This window comes from Hyphomicrobium sp. MC8b (assembly GCF_905067615.1).
Taxonomy (GTDB): Bacteria; Pseudomonadota; Alphaproteobacteria; order Rhizobiales; family Hyphomicrobiaceae; genus Hyphomicrobium_B.
In genome coordinates, this window is record NZ_LR898465.1 from 3,574,486 (window position 1) to 3,592,984 (window position 18,499).

The window sequence follows — 18,499 nt, forward strand, 5'->3', positions numbered from 1 at the left end:
GGGTGGGAATTCCGCTAAACCAAGCTTTGTCTGTGGGTGCCTACGTCATCGGACAGCACCTCAGGGGGAACAAGCGCTATCCGCTCGTGCTGATGCTCGAGCCGCTCTTTCGCTGCAACCTCGCGTGCGCGGGCTGCGGCAAGATCGATTATCCCGACAAGATTTTGAACCAGCGCATTTCCGTCGCCGATGCTTTGCATTCGATGGACGAATGCGGCGCGCCGGTCGTCGTGCTGGCTGGCGGCGAACCTTTGCTGCACAAAGAGCTGCCGGAGATCGTCGAAGGTGCGCTCAAGAAGGGCAAGTTCGTCACGGTGTGCACGAACGCGCTGCTGCTTGAGAAAAAAATTCATCTCTACAAGCCGCACAAGAATTTCAACTGGTCGATCCATCTCGACGGTGACAAGGAGATGCATGACCGTTCCGTTTGCCAAAAGGGCGTCTATGATCGCGCTGTGGAAGCGATCAAGGTTGCCAAGGCAAAAGGCTTCCGCGTCAACATCAACACGACTCTGTTCAGCGACGCCAAGGCCGAGCAGGTCGCGAGTTTCCTCGACGAGATGAAGAAGCTCGATATCGGCGGCGTCACGATCTCGCCAGGCTACGCCTACGAGCGCGCTCCCGATCAGCAGCACTTCCTCAACCGCACGAAGACGAAGCAACTGTTCCGCGACATCTTCAAGCTCGGCAGGGGCGGACGCGCTTGGCCGTTCTTCCAGTCGGCGCTGTTCCTCGACTTCCTCGCGGGCAATCAGACCTACAATTGCACGCCGTGGGGCAACCCGACGCGCACCGTGTTCGGCTGGCAGAAGCCCTGCTATCTGCTCGGCGAAGGTTATACGAAAACCTTCAAGGAGCTGATGGAAAGCACGGACTGGGACAAGTACGGCACCGGCAACTACGAGAAGTGCGCCGACTGCATGGTGCATTCGGGCTTTGAGGCGACCGCCGTCATGGATGCCGTCAAGAAACCTTGGAAGATCGCGGCCGTCGCGCTTCGCGGCGTGAAGACGGACGGTCCGATGGCGCCCGAAATCGCGCTCGACAAGCAGCGTCCGGCCGAGTTCGTGTTTTCACGGCATGTCGAGAACAAGCTAGCTGAGATCAGTGCAGCCGAGGCCCGGGCCCAGAAGCCGGTGGCAGCGGAGTAAACTCTTCATCGCGCGACGCGTCGCGCCGGCTATGCGGATGATGTCCCATAGCTGGCTCGGTTGCGTCGCGAGCGATTTCAAAACGGCCGGAATGTTCGGCGAGCCGTCCGGATTGAGACCGTTGACGGCTGCGGGCGGCAGGCTCAGCGTCGACGGGTCGGCTATCACTCGCAGGACCGCAAACGGTAGTCCCCTCTCGGCGGCCATCTGCGCCACGACGTGACTTTCCATATCGGCCGCAAAGGCACCAGATTTGAGATAGATCGCGTGCTTCTCGTCGCGATTGGCGATGATGGTGCTCGAACCTGTAACCGGACCGCTTTCGGCGTTCGGTAGAGCCTCGAACAGCCGATCGCTCCAGCGCACATCTGCTGGATAGATCCTGCCGCTACTGTGCAGCACCGACGTGCCGACGATGATTGTGCCGGGCTTCAGTCCGGGCCGGAGCCCGCCTGCTATGCCAAAGCTGATAAGGCCGCGCGTGCTTTCCGACAGGCCCTCTTGAAGTAGCGTTGCGAGGCGGTCTTCGCGGCCACCACCGATAACGGCTTTCACGCGTCCCGGCTGCTCGGCGATGCGCGCCTCAGCCTTCAATCCCGTTGCGGCGATGACGAAACCTAGAGCCACCTTACATCCCGACGAGCACGGCCTTGGCGTTCGAGGCCTTCAAGTTACGATAGCGTGCTAGTGCCCACATCGGGAAGAACTTCGAATAGCCGTGATAGCGGAGATAGAAGACGCGGGGAAAGCCTGTCGCCGTAAAACGCTTCTCATTCCAGAAGCCGTCCGAGGCTTGGGTCGACGTGAGATAGGCGATACCTTTTTTCACGGCCGGGTTGTCGATCTCACCGGCGGCCATCAGACCCATCAGCGCCCAGGCAGTTTGAGACGCGGTGCTAGGCGCCGCTTCGTAACCGCGATAATCGAGCCTGTAGCTTTCGCTGTCTTCGCCCCAGCCGCCGTCCTTGTTCTGAATAGCAAGCAGCCAATCGACGGCCTTGCGCACGACGCTCGAAGACGGCTCGACACCGGCAGCGTTTAGCGCACACAGCACTGACCACGTGCCGTAGATATAGTTCATTCCCCAGCGGCCGTACCAGCTGCCGTCCTTTTCCTGGGTGCACTTGAGATAGGCGATCCCCCTATCGAGTTCGTAGCTGTTCCCGGGACGGTCACCGAGTTGAGCCAGCATGGAGAGGCAGCGCGCGGTGACGTCTGCCGTCGGCGGATCGAGCAGCGCGCCGTGATCGGAAAAGGGGATCTGGTTCAGATATTCGTAGGTGTTATCGGCATCGAATGCGCCCCAGCCGCCATTCTTGCTCTGCATGCCGACGATCCACTCGCGGGCACGCGAAATGGCTTCGCGATACGTCGTGTCAGGCTGCTGGGTACGCCCCAGCGTGCGATCCATCGCCATTGCCACGACGGCGGTATCGTCGGTATCGGGATAGTGCGGGTTTGCATATTGGAAGGCCCAGCCGCCGGGACGGACGTTCGGACGCGTCGCTGCCCAGTCGCCCACGGTGTCGAGTACCTGCAAAGGCTTCAACCACTGCAACGCGCGGTCGGAGGCAGCCTCGGTTTCGGCGTCCCCGACTTCCATCAGTGCATGGGCCGACAGCGCCGTATCCCAAACCGGCGAGAGGCATGGCTGGCAGTAGGCTTCATCGTCGTTGACGGTAACAAGCTTTTCGATCGAGCCGCGCGCGGTCTGATAGTTCGGATGATCCTTGGAATAACCGAGCGCATCGTAAACGAGCAGTGCGTTGACCATCGCCGGGAAGATCGCACCGAGCCCATCCTCGCCGTTCAAACGCTCATCGACAAACGCGACAGCCTTATCGATGGACTTCTTCCGTAGCGACTTCGGGAAGTGTGGTTCGGTGAAGCGCAAGACGCGGTCGATGGCGCCGAAGATTTCGGACCACGGCGATTTCTGATGCGGCCCTTTTGGCCAGACCTTCACCTCGTCCGGCGGAATGGTGAAAAGCTCGGCGATGCCGACGCCAAGCGGATTGCGCGCTTTCGGCTTCAAGGCATTCAAGACCGTCAGCGGAACGACAACGGTGCGGGCCCAATAGGAAATCTTATCGAGGTGAAACGGAAACCAGCGCGGCAGCACCATGATCTCGACCGGCATCACCGGAACGCCCGTCCACGGAATGACGCCGAAAAGGGCGAGCAGGTTGCGCGTAAAGACGTTGCTGTGTGAGGCGCCGCCTTGCGACAAGATCCAGCCGCGCGCTTTCTTCATGTACGGCTCGTCGATGCCGACACCGATCATCTTCAGAGCGAAGTAAGCCTTGACGCTGGCGCTGATGTTGGACGCCCCGTCGTGAACCAGCGGCCAGCCGCCGTCCTCCGACTGGATACGGCGAAGATAGTTGGCGATCTTGCCTTCGAGCACGGCATCGACCGGCTCAGCAAGATAGTGGCGCATCAGAACGTATTCGGCGGGAATCGTCGCGTCGGCTTCCAGCTCGAAGACGAAATGGCCGTCATCGCGCTGGAGCGCAAGGAGAGCATTTTTTGCCGCCGCGATCGCGCCTTCGATCTCCGACGGCGTCAACTCACGTGCCGTGATCTCAGACGCCAAGCGCGTAGATTGCGATGTGGATTCGAAAGTCATTTCGGGCTCTCCAGAAGTCCGAGCGTCGTATCAGAGTTGTGTCGCCATCGCCAGTTTGGCAGCGGCTTCGCCTGACCTTATCGCGCCCTCAATTGTCGCGGGAAGGCCGGTGGCGGTCCAATCTCCGGCAAGAAAAAGGTTTTTCCAGTGCGTTTGCGCGCGAGGTCGCAAGGTATTCTCGTCCGGCGTTGCCGCAAAAGTCGCACGGCGTTCCTTGACGATCTGCCATCGCGGAAGGTTGGCGTCGATCCCGGCGATTGTCGCAACCTCGGACCAGATGCGGCGGGCGAGTGGCTCGCGCTCGGCTTCGTTGAATCGATCGGCTGAGCTAACCGTTACCGATAGCCTGTCGTCGAAGGCAAACAGCCATTCCGTCGTGGCATTGATGACGCCGGTAATCTTCGGCACGCCTTTCGGCGATGGATACGCGAAGTGGGCGTTGAAGATCGAACGGTATTTGGTCGGCACGCGCAATTCGGGGACAAGCGTTTTCGCCACCCAGGCCGGTACGGCGAGGACGATGCGGTCGTCGCGACCAAACTCGACCCGGCCGTCGTCGAATTGCAGGGCGCGAGCGCGCGCGTCCTGCCATTCGATGGCGCGGAGAGAATGATCGAAGCGTACTTCGCCACCGTTTTTCTCGATGAATGCAATTGCTGGATCGACGAGCGCGGGTCCGAGACCATTGGCGGCGAACAGCGGACGGCAGGCCTTGCCGCCCCGCCCGAGCGTTTCGCGAATGACGGCAGCTGCGAGTTGCGCCGACCCTTCCTTAGGATCGCAATTCAACGCCGCAAGCAGTACCGGCTCCATCAGCCGCTTATAGAGCACCGAGTTCGAGTCGATCTTTTCCGTGACCGTTTCGCATGGCGCGGCCTTCAAGAGGCGGCCGAGACGAAGATAGTCGCTCGCCCGCGTCTGCGGCACGCGGCGGTCCTTGCTGAATATCCACCACGGCACAGGGCCGTCGTTCGGCCGCAGCACCCAGCTGTTTTTGGCAGCGAGGTCGAAGAAATGGAATTCGGCGTGCTGCGGCTCATCGAGAAGATGCCTGCCGCCGACTTTGTCGAGAAAGGCAAGCGCGCTGGCGTTTCCCGACAGCAGAAGATGATTGCCGTTATCGATCGTCATTCCGAGCGCCGGCTCGAAATAGGATCGACAGCGGCCGCCTGCGTGGCGCGCGAGTTCGTGGACGACGACCTTTTGTCCTTGACCGACCAGCGCAACCGCCGCCGAAAGGCCGGCGAGACCGGCCCCGACGATGTGAACGGTGCCGCTCGTCATTCAGAAGATGCCGTCACGCAGAACCGCCCAGATGACGGTGCGCTTCGAACGACGCACGTCCACGCGCGGCGCTTTCCAGCCACGGGCGATCAGCTTTTCGAGAATGCCGCGATAGACCGTCGCCATCATGCGCGGCGACCGCACTGCGCGACGCGGCGCGGCGGCCATAATCGCTTCGGAGCGATCGTAGTATTTCCGTGTGATCTGGGCGATGCCGCGACAGACACGATCCAATGCCGGATTGGCAAGAATGCCGTCAATCGATGTGTCGTCGATACCGGCATCACGCAGCGCTTCCTTGGGCAAATAGAGGCGGCCCATCGCGGCGTCTTCGTCGATGTCGCGCAGAATGTTCGTCAACTGCAAAGCACGGCCGAGATTGTGCGACAGCTCGATCCCAGGCTTCTCATCCATGCCGAAAATGCGCACCGACAGACGTCCGACCGCAGAGGCGGCGCGATCGCAATAGAGATCGAGAACTTTCCATTCCGGCGCGCGTAGATCGCGGAGGATGTCCATCTCCATGCCGTCAATGACGGCGATGAAATCGTCCATCAGAAGACCATACTGCCGGATCGGCACGAGCAGATCGCGGGTGCGCGGCGTCGTGCGGCCGGTAGCGTACAATTGCTCAATGTCGGTGCGATAGCGTTCGAGGTCGGCGTGGCGCACCTCGCGCGAGCCGCCGTTGTCGGCGATGTCATCGACCGCCCGGCAAAAGGCGTAAACGTGATACATCGCATCCCGTTGCGAGCGCGGGAGCACCCGCATCGCGGCATAGAATGAGCTGCTTGCCGCTGCCGGAACGTCTTCGGCACTCAAGGTATCAACTTCAGCGCTCATGCGGCATCATCCCCGTCGACTTCGAAAACGCGAAACGTGCAAGAGCCCGGCTCGCGACCGTAGCAGCTGTGGCGCGTGAAGCGACCATCGCCGCCTGCAATTTTGACAGATGCACGCGCTCCGACAGTGGATCGCGCGTTTTCAAAATGGCAATCAGCTTGCGCGCGAGTTCAACAATGACAGACGTCTCGGCGGCAAGACGAAGATCGGAAACGCCCGGCGGAAGCAACGCGGCATCGGGCATCAGCGTCTCGGTTCGCTCGGCCAGAGCGTGGATACACGCCAGAAGCGCGGGAGATGCCTGCGGCTCCGCCAACGCTTCGACACCGATACCATGCGCGGCGAGATCCATTCGCGGAATGTAGACGCGGTCGATATTGCGATAGTCCTTCGCGCAGTCCTGCAGATGATTGATGATCTGCAGTGCTGCGCACAACGCGTCCGATGCCGGCCACGTCGACTTGGACTCGCCGTGGACATCGAGCACGAAGCGGCCGACCGGCATCGCCGAATAGCGGCAATAATCGAGAAGTTCTTCCCACGTCTCGTAGCGGAGCTTCGTGACGTCCTGCCGGAAGGCTTTCAAAAGATCGAGCGCATGCTGCGAGCTGAGGTTTCGAAGCTGCAGCTGCTCGCGCAGCGCGATCGCATCCGTTGCAGCATCGGAACGACCGAGCAGCGTGTCTTCAAGTGCATCAAGGATCGAAAGCTTCGATTGCGGATCGAGCGTCGGATGGTCGGCGGCGTCGTCAGCGGCGCGAGCAAAACGGTAGAACGCCAGGATCGGCGCGCGATGGCGCGCAGCGACGATACGCGAAGCGACGGGAAAGTTCTCGTCACACTCCGACTTGCCGGATTTGTACTTCGTATCGACTGTCATTGCCGCCCTACTTCGGCTTGAACGCGGCCCTTCCACAGACCGCCTCGACCCCGTACATGCTGATACGCCGAATCTAACGTGAAACCCACATACACCGTCGCAATAAGTGGTAGCGCCAAGCCCCAAAGTGGCGAACGGTTGTAAAAGCGCAACGTCGGCTGATATGCGATAAACATCAATAGGTACGTTACGGCAGCGAGCATATTCGCCGGATAGGCGGCGAGTACAGCCAGAGCGGGCGGCGCAACATAAATTGCGAGCATCGCGAGGACCGTTCCGACCAGCAAAACCGGCGAATAACGCAACTGGGCATAGGCCGATCGCGCAACCATTCGGCGAATATCTTCGAAGGTCTCATAGGGTCTGAGGCTCAGGACACGGTCGGAAAGTCCAAGCCAAATCGGACCCTGCGTTTTCAACAGTTTTCCGAGCGCACAGTCGTCGATAAGGGCGCCGCGGATGCCAGCGATGCCGCCTGCGCGCTCAAGTGCAGTGCGTTCGACAAGCATGCAGCCGCCCGCTGCGGCGGCGGTGCGATCAGCGCGCCGGTTGACGCGACGGAACGGGTAAAGCATCTCGAAAAAGAAGATGAAGGCGGGGACCAGCCACTGCTCGGCGAGGCTGTCACATTTGAGCTTGGCCATCACGGACGTCATGGCGCGGCCCTTCGCGGTCGAGCCAACAACCAGCGATTTCAGAACATCAGGACGATAGCCGATGTCGGCATCCGTCAAGAGCAGGTATTCCGGCGGCGCGTCTCCTGCCGATGCCGTCGCGATGCCTTGATGCATGGCCCAGACTTTGCCGGTCCAGCGTGGCGGCAGCGGTGCGCCGCTGACGATGGTAATCTCGCGGTTCGACGCCGCGGCAATGGCACGAGCGACGTCGGCGGTCCCGTCGGTGCTCTGGTCATCGACAAGGACGATCGAAAAGGCGCCGGGATAATCCTGCTTAACGAGCGACGTCAGAGATCCTGGCAGCATATCGGCTTCGTTACGTGCCGGGATAACGGCTGTGACGCGCGGCCAAACTTTGGGTTCAGGATATTTGTTCTGCTCAGCTTCCTCGCGTTCGCTGCTCAGCCAGAAGCCGCCGTTGAAAAGGAGAAGATAGAGCCACGCGACGAGGCCGATACTCGCGATGACGGTCAGCGCGGTCACTTGAGGTACCCCGCGCGCTGAAACCAATTGAAGGCTTCCGCCAAAGCTTCGCGTGCCGGACGCGCCCGATAGCCAAGCTCGCGCTCCGCCTTCGCGGAGGAGAAGAACATTTTGTACTTCGCCATGCGCAAGCCATCGACAGTCGCGAAAGGCTCGCGGCCCGTCACGCGGGCGGCGAGTTCGGCGCCATAGGCGATCGGATAGATCAGCCCACGCGGCAGCTTGATCGTCGGCGCGCGGCGTCCGGCGAGTTGCGCGATTTCGGCGAGCATTTGCCCGAGCGTCATGTCTTGGCCCCCCAAGATATATCGCTCGCCAATTCGCCCCTTCTTCAAGGCGGCAACGTGACCTTCCGCGACATCATCGACATGGACCAGGTTCAGGCCCGTCTCGACGTAGGCAGGCATCCGGCCAACCGCAGCCTCGACGACAATGCGGCCGGTCGGCGTTGGCCGCACGTCGCGGGGGCCGATCGGTGTGGAGGGATTAACGATAACCGCCGGCAGGTTGTCGTCGGCAATCATGCGTTCGACAAGACGCTCGGCCAGCACCTTGCTTTTCTTATAGGCGCCGATGGCGTCTTCCGCCTTGAGTGGCATCGTTTCGTCGGACGGCGTGCCATCACCAGCCAAGCGCAAAGTGGCGACGCTCGATGTGTAGACGATCCGTTCGGCGCTGGCCTTCTGCGCGGCACTCATGATGGCGCGCGTGCCTTCTGTATTAGTTCTGACGATCTCCTCAGGATCGGGCGCCCACAGGCGATAGTCGGCGGCGACGTGGAAGACGTAACGCGCGCCCTGCATGGCCTTTTCGACGAGAGCCGCATCGCGGATATCGCCCTCGACGATGTCGAGCGGAATGTCTGCGAGATTAGCGCGATTGCTGCTCTTACGAACCAGCGCGCGCACCGCAAACCCATCGTCGAGAAGTTTGCGTGCGACGGCCGAGCCGACGAAGCCCGAAGCGCCTGTCAGGAACGCGATGTCTTTTGCTGCCAAGTCTCCGCGCCCCGCTCGCGAATACGATCTAAAACGTCAGCCTTTGTAGACGATCCGCCAGATGCGGCCGGCAGCGTCGTCGGCAACGTAAAGCGCACCGTCGGGACCGACTGCAAGCCCTGTGGGACGATGCTCGACGCCTGTTCCGTCTCCGTTCCGGAAGCCATCAGCAAAAATGATATACGGGCCAGAGGCTTTGCCATCCTTCAACGGCTGGAAGACGACATTATAGCCCTGCTGGCCGCCGGACGACCGATTCCACGAACCGTGGAAGGCGATGAATGCGCCGCCCTGATATGTGTCAGGGAACTGCTTCGCCTTATAGATTTTCAGATCGTTCGGCGCCCAGTGTCCTGGGTAGGCGGCAACCGGCGGGAGTTTGTCGGCGCAGCGCCCAACGGCCTTGCCGCCATCACCGCCGTATTCCGGTGCGAGGACCAGTTTTTTCTGAAAACCGTCGTAATAACAATACGGCCAGCCGTAGTCGCCGCCATCGCGCACTTCGACGAGTTCTTCGGCCGGAAGATCGGAGCTTTGCTCGGATGAGTAAAGCTTCGGCCAAGTTTGAGAAAGCTGATCGCGCCCATGCTGGGTGGCGTAGAGGCGGCCGTCTGCGCCGTAGTCGATGCCTTCGGCGTTTCGCAGACCTGTCGCGTAACGCTGAGCGGATGAGAAGATCTGGCCCGGCGTATCGGCATCGAAACGCCAAATACCGGCGCGCGTTTCAAGCTCTGTGCACGGGTCGATGCCGGGAGACCCTTTGGTGCGGTTCTCTTCCTGACAAGAATTCGTCGCCGAGCCGAGATCGACGAACATCTCGCCTTTAGGCGTGATTGCGAACGGGCGCGGCCGGTGATCGCCGTCGATAGGCAATTGCGAAACAATCGCCTCCGGCTTGCTGGTTGGAGCGATCTCGCCGGGTTTCAACTGATAGCGAACGATCTCATCACCGATCTCAGCATAAAGCCAATTCCTGTAAACGCCGATGCCCGTGCCGCCCTCGCCGGGCGGCCCGAATTTTTCGATGACATCGGCGTGCCCCACACCCTTCGTGTCTTTGAGCGCAAGCAACGATTTCTGGTTGTTGGCGTAAACGACGTTATCGGCGGAAACGGCCAAGTGGCGGGGTGAGCCGACATTGTCGGCGAAAATCGTGGCGCAGAACCCCTTGGGCAACTTGAGGCCCGCATTGCCGTCAGGACAGGTTTCGTCGGCCCGCGCGCGATCGACTGCCGACAGCGGCGATATCGCCAGCGTGGCTAGGACGAAAGCTGCTGCGTTGAAACCCACTCGGCGAGATCGGTTTCCGACAAGACGCGTGATCAAGCCATTCGCCATAAGCGCATGCTCCGCAGATTATTTTCAGTTGTGAAGAGACGTGGCCGTGCCTGGCGCGACCTACAAGACCCGGCCGCCGCAGGCAAGCGCGGTTCTCGGCATGTCCGCCATCAGGCTGGCCAGGCCTTCAGGGCCATCTCCGCGACGGCAAGCAGCTCATTGCGAGAGGCACCACCCGAGGCCTGCACCGACATGCCCTGGGTCACGGTCGAGACATAACGCGCGAGGGCGGCAGGATCTGAATCGGCGCCAAGATCGCCCTCAGCCTTGGCTTTCTCGAAGCGACAGCGGAGATTTTCCTCAGCTTCGGAACGGCGTTTGCAAAGCTCCTGCTTGATCGATTCAGCGGCCGAGCTGCACGTCAGCGCGCCTTGTACGGCAAGGCATCCGGCAGGATTACAGGGGTCGGTCAGCGACAGCACGACCGAATGCAGAAGATGTTCGACGACCTTTCTGGAGGTCGGTTCCGCCAGGGCTTCCGACTGGATCGCGCCTGGGCCCTTTTCGGCGTAGCGGTCAAGAGCGCGGCGAAAAAGCTCCTCTTTGTTACCGAAGGCCGCGTAGAGACTTGGGCGACTGATGCCCATGGCCTCCGTCAGGTCCGACAGAGAGGCGCCCTCATAGCCATGCTGCCAGAAGACGTGGAGCGCCTTGTCCAGCGCCTTTTCGACGTCGAACTCGCGCGGGCGGCCTTTATGCACCGCTTCTTTTTGCACCGCTTCTCTCCCGAACTTCGTTTTCTTCGCTGACCCACTATACATTTACGTACTCATCAGTACAAATAGTAGTTGACAGCACCTTACCGCGACCTATATCCGTACCGCTCGGTATATATATAGGGAACGCGCTCGTCATGAAAAGCTCTCTCACTTTTACGACCGCAGCGGCCCTTCGGGGTTTGACAGGATGGTTCGCTGGTCGCGGCGGCAAGACAATGGCCGACGAGGATCACGTCCCGTTTGTTGTATCCGCCTGTGGATATCGCCAGGCGCCAACGCCGACTGAACTCAGCGAGCGTGACGACCGTTGGCATCCGGGGCTCAGCCTCGACAATTTCTCCTAAAGCCGTCCGAGAACGGCAGCCGGCGCAACGGCTGGCGTTCTCGCTCCCCAAATTTTCGCGCGCACGGCCGGTCCGGCAAGGGTCGGTCTTGGGGCCGTGCGACCAGCAAACCTCGAAGAGATCGACGATCATGAGCAGCAAAACACGATCCAAATTTTTGAACGGCCTAGCGGCGTCGGCAGTCGCGATAGCACTCGTCGGCGTGCCGTTCGACGCGACTTTCGCGCAAGAGGCACCGGCTCACGCCCCGGTCGCCGTTTCGGTCGCAACCGTCAAGGCGCGCGAGGCAAGCGTCTGGGATGAATTCTCAGGTCGCCTCGAAGCAGTCGAGCGTGTCGATCTGCGCCCCCGCGTCGCCGGGCAGATCGTCGCCATTCACTTCCGCGAAGGCGCGATGGTGAAGGCTGGCGACTCGCTGGTGACGATCGACCCGGCGCCTTATGCAGCGGAGGTGGACCGGCTGAACGGCGTCGTCGCGGCTGCACAAGCTCAGGTGGTCTTCACCAAGGCCGACGTTGCGCGCGCACGGCAGATCATCGGCGATGCGCTTTCCGAACGCGAACTCGATACACGCGCGAATGCCTACGATGCGGCCGTCGCCAATCTGAAAAGCGCGCAAGCGGCGCTGCGGACTGCGAAACTCAATCTCGAATGGACGGAAGTGCGCGCGCCGGTTTCCGGGCGCGTGGGGCGTCGAGAGATTACAGTCGGCAATCTTGTCGAGGCTGGGCCAAACGCGCCGCTGCTGACGACGCTCGTGTCTGTCAATCCGATCTACGCGAGCTTCAACGCCGATGAAAACGTCGTCGCGCGCGCCCTTGCGACGCTCTCGCCGGAAGCCAACGCGTCGGCGCACGTCGAGAAGATCGCCGTCCAGATGTCGACTGCCATCAACGAAGGCGTCTGGCAGCCAGGCGCGCTTCAGTTCGTCGACAATAAAGTCGACGTCGGGAGCGGCACCGTGCGCCTGCGCGCGCGCTTCGACAATAGCGATGGGCGGCTGATTGCCGGGCAATTCGTTCGCGTCCGGCTGGCCCGGTTCCAACCCGCGCCGGTGGTCGCGATCAGCGAACGGGCGATCGGAACGGACCAAGACAAAAAGTACGTGATGATCGTCAACCCGGACAACAAGACCGTCTATCGCGAAGTGAAGCTCGGCGCGATGACGGACGATCTGCGCATCATCACGAAAGGCCTCAATACGGGCGATCGCATCATCGTCGCGGGTCTTCAGCACGTGAAGCCTGGCGACGAAGTGGCTCCGGAGTCAGTGGCAATGAACGGCCAGCCGCTGACGGAAGAGCACGCGTCCGCGGACATTCCTCAACAATAAGCCTCAACACAGCAAGGCTTCATACCAACCTCGTCAGGCACGCTTGTCATGAATATCTCGAAGTTCTTTATCGACCGTCCGATCTTCGCGGGCGTGCTGTCGACGTTAATTTTTCTCGGCGGCCTGATCTCGCTGCCGGCAATGCCAATCTCGGAATATCCGGAGGTCGTCCCTCCGCAGGTCGTGGTGCGCGCCAACTATCCGGGCGCCAACCCAAAGGTGATTGCGGAGACCGTTGCGACGCCAATCGAGGAGCAGGTCAACGGCGTCGAAGGCATGCTCTATATGAGCAGCCAGGCGACGACCGACGGTTTGATGACACTCACGGTAACGTTCCGTCTGGGGACCGATCCCGACAAGGCGCAACAGCTGGTACAAAACCGCGTAGCACAGGCGGAGCCGCGCCTGCCTGAAGACGTACGCGCGCTCGGCATCACAACGGTAAAAAGTTCGCCCGACCTGACGATGGTCGTGCACTTGCTGTCGCCAAACAACCGCTACGACATGACGTATCTGCGCAATTACGCGGTGATCAACGTCAAGGATCGCCTGGCGCGCATCAACGGCGTCGGCGACGTACAGCTATTCGGCTCGGGCGACTATTCGATGCGCGTTTGGGTCGATCCGGCGAAGGCTGCGGAGCTTGGCCTTTCTGCGATGGACATCGTCAACGCCGTGCGCGCCGAAAATGTTCAAGCCGCCGTGGGTGTCGTCGGCTCATCACCGTCGCTGCCGAACCTCGATTTCCAGCTTTCCGTCAATGCGCAAGGACGCCTGACGACGGAAGAGGAGTTTGGCAACATTGTCGTCAAAGCAGGTGATAACAATCAGGTGACGCGCCTGCGCGATGTTGCGCGCATTGAACTTGGCGCCGCCGATTATTCGTTACGCTCGCTGCTCGACAACAAGCAGGCTGTCGCTATTCCGATTTTCCAGTCGCCCGGCTCGAACGCCATCGAGATCTCAGACAACGTCCGCGCGACAATGGCGGAACTGAAGAAGTACATGCCCGAAGGCGTCGATTACCGGATCGTTTACGATCCGACGCAGTTCGTGCGGGCGTCAATCGAGGCCGTCATTCACACGCTGCTCGAAGCGGTGGCGCTGGTTGTTCTCGTTGTTATTCTGTTCCTGCAGACGTGGCGTGCGTCGATCATTCCGCTGATTGCCGTTCCGGTGTCGATCATCGGCACGTTTGCGGTGATGCATGTGTTCGGATTTTCGATCAACGCGCTGACGCTGTTCGGGCTGGTGCTCGCCATCGGCATTGTGGTGGACGACGCGATCGTCGTCGTCGAAAACGTCGAACGCAATATCGAGAACGGCCTGTCCGCGCGCGACGCGAGCATTCAGGCCATGCGCGAGGTGTCCGGACCGATCATCGCCATTGCCCTTGTGCTCGTCGCGGTGTTCGTGCCACTGGCGCTCATCACAGGTTTGACAGGGCAATTCTACAAGCAGTTTGCGTTGACGATTGCGATCTCGACGGTGATCTCGGCCGTCAATTCGCTGACGCTCTCCCCTGCTCTCGCCGCCGTTCTGCTCAAAGGACACGATGAGCCGAAGGACTGGCTGACGCGCGGCATGGACTTCGCATTCGGCTGGTTCTTCCGACGCTTCAACCGCGCCTTCAGCTGGGGCTCTGATGCCTACAGCGGCGGCGTCAAACGCATCCTTGGCCACAAGGCGCTGGCGTTTTTCATCTATCTCGGCTTGATCGGCGTAACCTACGGTCTGTTCCAGTCGGTCCCCGGCGGCTTCGTGCCGGGACAGGACAAGCAGTATCTCGTCGGCTTTGCGCAGCTTCCCGATGGTGCAACGCTTGACCGGACGGAAGACGTCATTCGTAAGATGAGCGAAATCACGTTGAAGACGCCGGGCGTCGAAAGCGCGGTGGCGTTCCCCGGCCTGTCGATTAACGGTTTCACCAATAGCTCCAACTCCGGCATCGTCTTTGCGACGCTAAAACCCTTTGCCGAGCGGCGATCGCCCGATCTCAGCGGCCCGGCCATCGCGGGTAAGCTCAATCAGGAATATGCGGTCATCAAAGATGCGTTCATTGTCATGTTCCCGCCGCCGCCGGTGCAGGGGCTCGGAACCATTGGCGGTTTCAAGCTGCAGGTCGAAGACCGCGCAGGCTTGGGCTACGACGCACTGACCAAGGCGATGACGGATTTCACGGCGGCCTTGAACAAAGCGCCGGAACTTGCGGGAATCTTCACGTCCTATCAGGTGAACGTGCCGCAGCTTTACGCCGCCATCGACCGCACGAAAGCGCGGCAGCTTGGCGTCGCTGTGCAAGACGTGTTCGATACGATGCAGATCTATCTCGGATCGCTCTACGTCAACGACTTCAACAAATTCGGACGCACGTATTCGGTTCGCGTGCAGGCGGACGCGAAGTATCGCGCGCGGCCGGAAGACATCGGCTTGCTGAAAGTCCGTTCGAATTCCGGCGCGATGATTCAACTTTCGGCGTTGCTCAACATCAAGCAGATTGCCGGACCGGAACGCGCCATGCGTTACAACGGCTTCCTGACGGCCGACGTCAATGGCGGCGCGGCGCCGGGATATTCGTCGGGGCAAGCGAAGGCTGCCGTCGAGCGTATCGCGGCACAGGTGCTTCCCAAAGGAATCGGCTTCGAGTGGACTGATCTCACGTATCAGGAAATTCTTGCTGGCAACTCCGGCATCTGGGTCTTCCCGCTGTCTGTGTTCCTGGTCTTCCTGGTACTTGCGGCGCAGTACGAAAGCCTCGTGCTGCCGCTGTCGATCATCCTTATCGTGCCGATGGGTTTGCTGGCGGCGATTACGGGCGTCTATCTTTCGCACGGCGACAATAACGTCTTCACGCAGATCGGTTTGATCGTGCTCGTGGGCTTGTCGGCGAAGAACGCCATTCTCATCGTGGAATTTGCGCGAGAGCTGGAATTTGCCGGACGCAATCCGGTGCAGGCCGCGATTGAAGCAAGCAGGCTCAGGCTGCGGCCGATCTTGATGACGTCCATGGCCTTCATCATGGGTGTTGTGCCGCTTGTCACTTCCATCGGAGCGGGCGCGGAAATGCGACGTGCCATGGGCGTCGCCGTGTTTTCCGGCATGATCGGCGTGACGGTATTCGGCATATTCCTGACGCCGGTGTTCTACGTCATCCTGCGCAAGCTCAGCGGCAACAGACCGCTGAAGCATACGGGCGATGTCTTGGCTCCGGTGGCGCATTCACACGAATCGCACGGTCACGCCCCACCCGTTCCGGCTGAATAAATAATTGGCGCGAAGATTCACAATCGAACAAGCAATAGGAGGAGAACCCCTATGGGCATCTTGCAAGGCAAAGTGGCCATCGTAACTGGCGCGTCGAAGGGCATCGGCGCTGAAATTTCACGAACACTGGCAGAAGCGGGCGCCTCTGTTGCAGTCAACTACGCATCGAGCAAAGAAGGCGCTGACCGCGTGGTCGCGGACATTACTGCCAAAGGCGGCAAAGCAATTGCCATCAAAGGCGACGTCGCGAAAGCGGCCGACGTCGAGCACATTTTCACCGAGACGAAAAAAGCGTTCGGTTCTCTCGATATCCTGGTCAACAATGCCGGTGTCTACGCCTTCCAACCTCTCGACGCGTTGACTGAAGACGAGTTTCATCGTCTCTTCAACATCAATGTACTCGGCACCATCTTAACAGCGCGAGAAGCACTCAAGAATTTCGGTCCGAACGGCGGCAGCATCATCAACGTTAGCTCTATTGCGAGCACCGCCTCAATGCCGACAACCGTTTCGTATTCGGCGACTAAAGGGGCGATCGACGCCGTAACACGCGTGCTCGCCGCGGAACTCGGTCCGAAAAAAATCCGTGTCAACGGCATCGCTCCCGGCCCCGTCGAAACGGAAGGTGTTCATACGCTCGGCCTCATTGGCACCGATTTAGAGAAACAGATGGTTGCGGGAACGCCTCTCGGCCGGATCGGACAACCCGATGATGTCGCAAAAGTCGTGCTATTCCTCGCTTCGGACAATTCCGGCTGGGTCTCGGGCGAAACTATCCGGGTCGCAGGCGGATACCATTGACAACATGCTGGTTGGGCTGCGATCCCCTCCCGGCGCTCGCAGCCAAAAGAGCAGAACAGTCCTGAATATGACAACGATCATTCGCGTTGCCGATCTCTCGAAAACCTACGCCTCCGGCTTCACGGCCCTGAAAGATATCAATCTTGAGATCAAGCAGGGCGAGATCTTCGCTCTGCTCGGTCCAAACGGCGCAGGCAAGACCACTCTGATCAGCACGATCTGCGGCATCGTCAATCCGTCAGCCGGGAGGATCACCGTCGATGGCAAGGATATCGTCACGGACTATCGCGCCGTTCGCGCGATGATCGGCCTGGTGCCGCAGGAACTCTCAACCGACATGTTCGAGACGCCGTGGGCGACCGTCAATTTCAGCCGGGGCCTGTTCGGCAAGCCGCGCAATCCGGCGTTGGTCGAAAAGGTGCTGCGCGACCTGTCGCTGTGGGACAAGAAGGATGCGCGCATCATGACGCTTTCCGGCGGCATGAAGCGGCGTCTGCTCATCGCGAAAGCGTTGGCGCATGAACCGCGCATTCTTTTTCTCGATGAGCCGACGGCCGGCGTCGACGTCGAACTTCGCCGCGAAATGTGGAACATCGTTCGCGAACTTCGCGCAACGGGCGTCACCATTATCCTGACGACGCACTACATCGAAGAAGCCGAGGAGATGGCCGATCGCGTCGGCGTCATCGCCAAGGGGCGGATCATTCTTGTCGAAGAAAAGAACGAGCTGATGCGCAAGCTCGGCAAGAAGCAGCTTCAGCTGCAGCTTTCCGCTCCCGTCGACGTTATTCCGGAAACGCTCGGTGCTTACGGCCTTCAGTTCGGAGCCGACAAGAGCGAGCTGATCTACACCTACGACACACGCGCAGAGCGCACCGGCATCACGGCGCTGCTGAACGACATGCGCGCGGCCGGCATCACGTTCAAGGATCTGTCGACGACGCAAAGTTCGCTGGAAGACATATTCGTCGATCTCGTGAAGGAAAAGCGATGAACATCGAAGCCGTTCGAGCCATCTACACCTTCGAGATGTCGCGGTGGAAACGCACGTTCATGCAGAGCGTAATTTCGCCCGTCCTCTCGACCTCGCTCTATTTTATCGTATTCGGCGCGGCCATCGGCTCGCGGATATCGAACATCGAGGGCGTCAGCTATGCGGCGTTTATCGTGCCGGGGTTGATGATGCTGTCGCTATTGACGGAAAGTACGTCGAACGCTTCGTTCGGCATCTATTTTCCGCGCTTCACCGGGACGATCTATGAGCATCTCTCAGCGCCGATCTCGCCGTTCGAGATCGTGCTGGGTTATGTCGGCGCAGCGATGACGAAAGCGGTCCTGCTGGGGCTGCTTATTTTAGCGACGGCGAGCCTGTTCGTGCCGATCCATATCGCGCACCCGTTCTGGATGCTGGGCTTTCTGATCCTGACGGCCGCGACCTTCAGCATGCTGGGGTTCGTCATCGGCGTCTGGGCGGACGGCTTCGAGAAGCTGCAAGCGGTGCCGCTTCTCATCATCACGCCGCTCGTGTTTCTGGGCGGCACGTTCTATTCCATCAAGATGCTGCCGCCCGCTTGGCAGACGGCGACGCTTTTCAATCCCATCGTCTATCTCATCAGCGGCTTCCGCTGGAGCTTCTATGAGATTTCGGATGTGAATGTCGGCGTCAGCGTGCTGATGATCTTTGTGTTTCTCGCGATCTGCATGGGCATCGTCTGGTGGATCTTCAGGACGGGCTATCGCCTGAAGGCGTGACGG

General features: G+C 60.3%; 15 protein-coding genes. 6 read left to right on the plus strand and 9 right to left on the minus strand.

Going from position 1 to position 18,499, the window contains the following annotated elements:
- Positions 1-2 precede the first annotated feature (2 nt).
- Positions 3-1,151 (plus strand): adenosyl-hopene transferase HpnH, encoded by a 1,149-nt coding sequence (hpnH, locus tag ACLB1Z_RS17250; protein ID WP_409560948.1) that lies wholly within the window; start codon positions 3-5, stop codon positions 1,149-1,151.
- On the opposite strand, the gene ACLB1Z_RS17255 is transcribed toward hpnH, so the two are convergent.
- The 9 genes from ACLB1Z_RS17255 to ACLB1Z_RS17295 all read right to left on the minus strand — a co-directional run bounded on the left by ACLB1Z_RS17255 (position 1,095) and on the right by ACLB1Z_RS17295 (position 11,044).
- Positions 1,095-1,778: a phosphorylase gene (locus ACLB1Z_RS17255; RefSeq protein ID WP_409560949.1), complete on the minus strand. Its 684-nt coding sequence runs from the start codon at positions 1,776-1,778 to the stop codon at positions 1,095-1,097. The two genes, hpnH and ACLB1Z_RS17255, sit on opposite strands and share 57 nt — an antisense overlap.
- Position 1,779: 1 nt before the next feature.
- Positions 1,780-3,780 carry a squalene--hopene cyclase gene (shc, locus tag ACLB1Z_RS17260; protein WP_409560950.1) on the minus strand — a complete coding sequence of 667 codons (2,001 nt, stop codon included), beginning with the start codon at positions 3,778-3,780 and terminating at the stop codon, positions 1,780-1,782.
- Positions 3,781-3,810: 30 nt separating this feature from the next.
- Complete coding sequence (gene hpnE, locus ACLB1Z_RS17265) at positions 3,811-5,064, minus strand: hydroxysqualene dehydroxylase HpnE (RefSeq protein WP_409560951.1); 1,254 nt, start codon at positions 5,062-5,064, stop codon at positions 3,811-3,813.
- Positions 5,065-5,907: a presqualene diphosphate synthase HpnD gene (hpnD, locus tag ACLB1Z_RS17270; protein ID WP_409560952.1), complete on the minus strand. Its 843-nt coding sequence runs from the start codon at positions 5,905-5,907 to the stop codon at positions 5,065-5,067. It abuts the gene before it with no gap.
- On the minus strand, positions 5,897-6,787 hold the full coding sequence (gene hpnC, locus ACLB1Z_RS17275; RefSeq protein WP_409560953.1) for a squalene synthase HpnC: 891 nt from the start codon (positions 6,785-6,787) through the stop codon (positions 5,897-5,899). Before hpnC ends, hpnD begins: the two co-directional genes overlap by 11 nt.
- The gene (locus tag ACLB1Z_RS17280) at positions 6,784-7,947 is read right to left on the minus strand and encodes a glycosyltransferase (protein ID WP_409560954.1); all 1,164 of its coding nucleotides are present in this window, start codon (positions 7,945-7,947) and stop codon (positions 6,784-6,786) included. Before ACLB1Z_RS17280 ends, hpnC begins: the two co-directional genes overlap by 4 nt.
- The gene (hpnA, locus tag ACLB1Z_RS17285; RefSeq protein WP_409560955.1) at positions 7,944-8,945 is read right to left on the minus strand and encodes a hopanoid-associated sugar epimerase; all 1,002 of its coding nucleotides are present in this window, start codon (positions 8,943-8,945) and stop codon (positions 7,944-7,946) included. The genes ACLB1Z_RS17280 and hpnA overlap by 4 nt, the downstream gene beginning before the upstream one ends.
- Positions 8,946-8,981: 36 nt before the next feature.
- A complete protein-coding gene (locus ACLB1Z_RS17290; RefSeq protein ID WP_409560956.1) occupies positions 8,982-10,235 on the minus strand; it encodes a PQQ-dependent sugar dehydrogenase in 1,254 nt (417 codons plus the stop codon).
- Between the two features lie 158 nt (positions 10,236-10,393).
- Positions 10,394-11,044: a TetR/AcrR family transcriptional regulator gene (locus ACLB1Z_RS17295; RefSeq protein ID WP_409560957.1), complete on the minus strand. Its 651-nt coding sequence runs from the start codon at positions 11,042-11,044 to the stop codon at positions 10,394-10,396.
- Positions 11,045-11,476: 432 nt separating this feature from the next.
- On the opposite strand from ACLB1Z_RS17295, the gene ACLB1Z_RS17300 reads away from it, so the two are divergent.
- The 5 genes from ACLB1Z_RS17300 (at position 11,477) to ACLB1Z_RS17320 (ending at position 18,496) form a co-directional block, all read left to right on the plus strand.
- Complete coding sequence (locus tag ACLB1Z_RS17300) at positions 11,477-12,679, plus strand: efflux RND transporter periplasmic adaptor subunit (RefSeq protein WP_409560958.1); 1,203 nt, start codon at positions 11,477-11,479, stop codon at positions 12,677-12,679.
- Positions 12,680-12,727: 48 nt separating this feature from the next.
- Entirely contained in the window at positions 12,728-15,943 is a 3,216-nt protein-coding gene (locus ACLB1Z_RS17305) for an efflux RND transporter permease subunit (RefSeq protein ID WP_409560959.1), read from the plus strand.
- Between the two features lie 51 nt (positions 15,944-15,994).
- Positions 15,995-16,744: an SDR family NAD(P)-dependent oxidoreductase gene (locus tag ACLB1Z_RS17310; protein ID WP_409560960.1), complete on the plus strand. Its 750-nt coding sequence runs from the start codon at positions 15,995-15,997 to the stop codon at positions 16,742-16,744.
- 67 nt (positions 16,745-16,811) lie between these two features.
- Positions 16,812-17,738 (plus strand): ABC transporter ATP-binding protein, encoded by a 927-nt coding sequence (locus ACLB1Z_RS17315; RefSeq protein ID WP_409560961.1) that lies wholly within the window; start codon positions 16,812-16,814, stop codon positions 17,736-17,738.
- On the plus strand, positions 17,735-18,496 hold the full coding sequence (locus ACLB1Z_RS17320) for an ABC transporter permease (protein WP_409560962.1): 762 nt from the start codon (positions 17,735-17,737) through the stop codon (positions 18,494-18,496). The genes ACLB1Z_RS17315 and ACLB1Z_RS17320 overlap by 4 nt, the downstream gene beginning before the upstream one ends.
- Positions 18,497-18,499 lie beyond the last annotated feature (3 nt).

Excerpts from the sequence above, each read along its gene's own strand:
- shc (WP_409560950.1), bottom strand. The coding sequence starts at position 3,780 with ATGACTTTCGAATCCACATCGCAATCTACGCGCTTGGCGTCTGAGATC.
- hpnE (WP_409560951.1), bottom strand. The coding sequence starts at position 5,064 with ATGACGAGCGGCACCGTTCACATCGTCGGGGCCGGTCTCGCCGGCCTT.
- hpnD (WP_409560952.1), bottom strand. The coding sequence starts at position 5,907 with ATGAGCGCTGAAGTTGATACCTTGAGTGCCGAAGACGTTCCGGCAGCG.
- hpnC (WP_409560953.1), bottom strand. The coding sequence starts at position 6,787 with ATGACAGTCGATACGAAGTACAAATCCGGCAAGTCGGAGTGTGACGAG.
- ACLB1Z_RS17295 (WP_409560957.1), bottom strand. The coding sequence starts at position 11,044 with ATGTATAGTGGGTCAGCGAAGAAAACGAAGTTCGGGAGAGAAGCGGTG.
- ACLB1Z_RS17300 (WP_409560958.1), top strand. The coding sequence starts at position 11,477 with ATGAGCAGCAAAACACGATCCAAATTTTTGAACGGCCTAGCGGCGTCG.
- ACLB1Z_RS17305 (WP_409560959.1), top strand. The coding sequence starts at position 12,728 with ATGAATATCTCGAAGTTCTTTATCGACCGTCCGATCTTCGCGGGCGTG.
- ACLB1Z_RS17310 (WP_409560960.1), top strand. The coding sequence starts at position 15,995 with ATGGGCATCTTGCAAGGCAAAGTGGCCATCGTAACTGGCGCGTCGAAG.
- ACLB1Z_RS17315 (WP_409560961.1), top strand. The coding sequence starts at position 16,812 with ATGACAACGATCATTCGCGTTGCCGATCTCTCGAAAACCTACGCCTCC.
- ACLB1Z_RS17320 (WP_409560962.1), top strand. The coding sequence starts at position 17,735 with ATGAACATCGAAGCCGTTCGAGCCATCTACACCTTCGAGATGTCGCGG.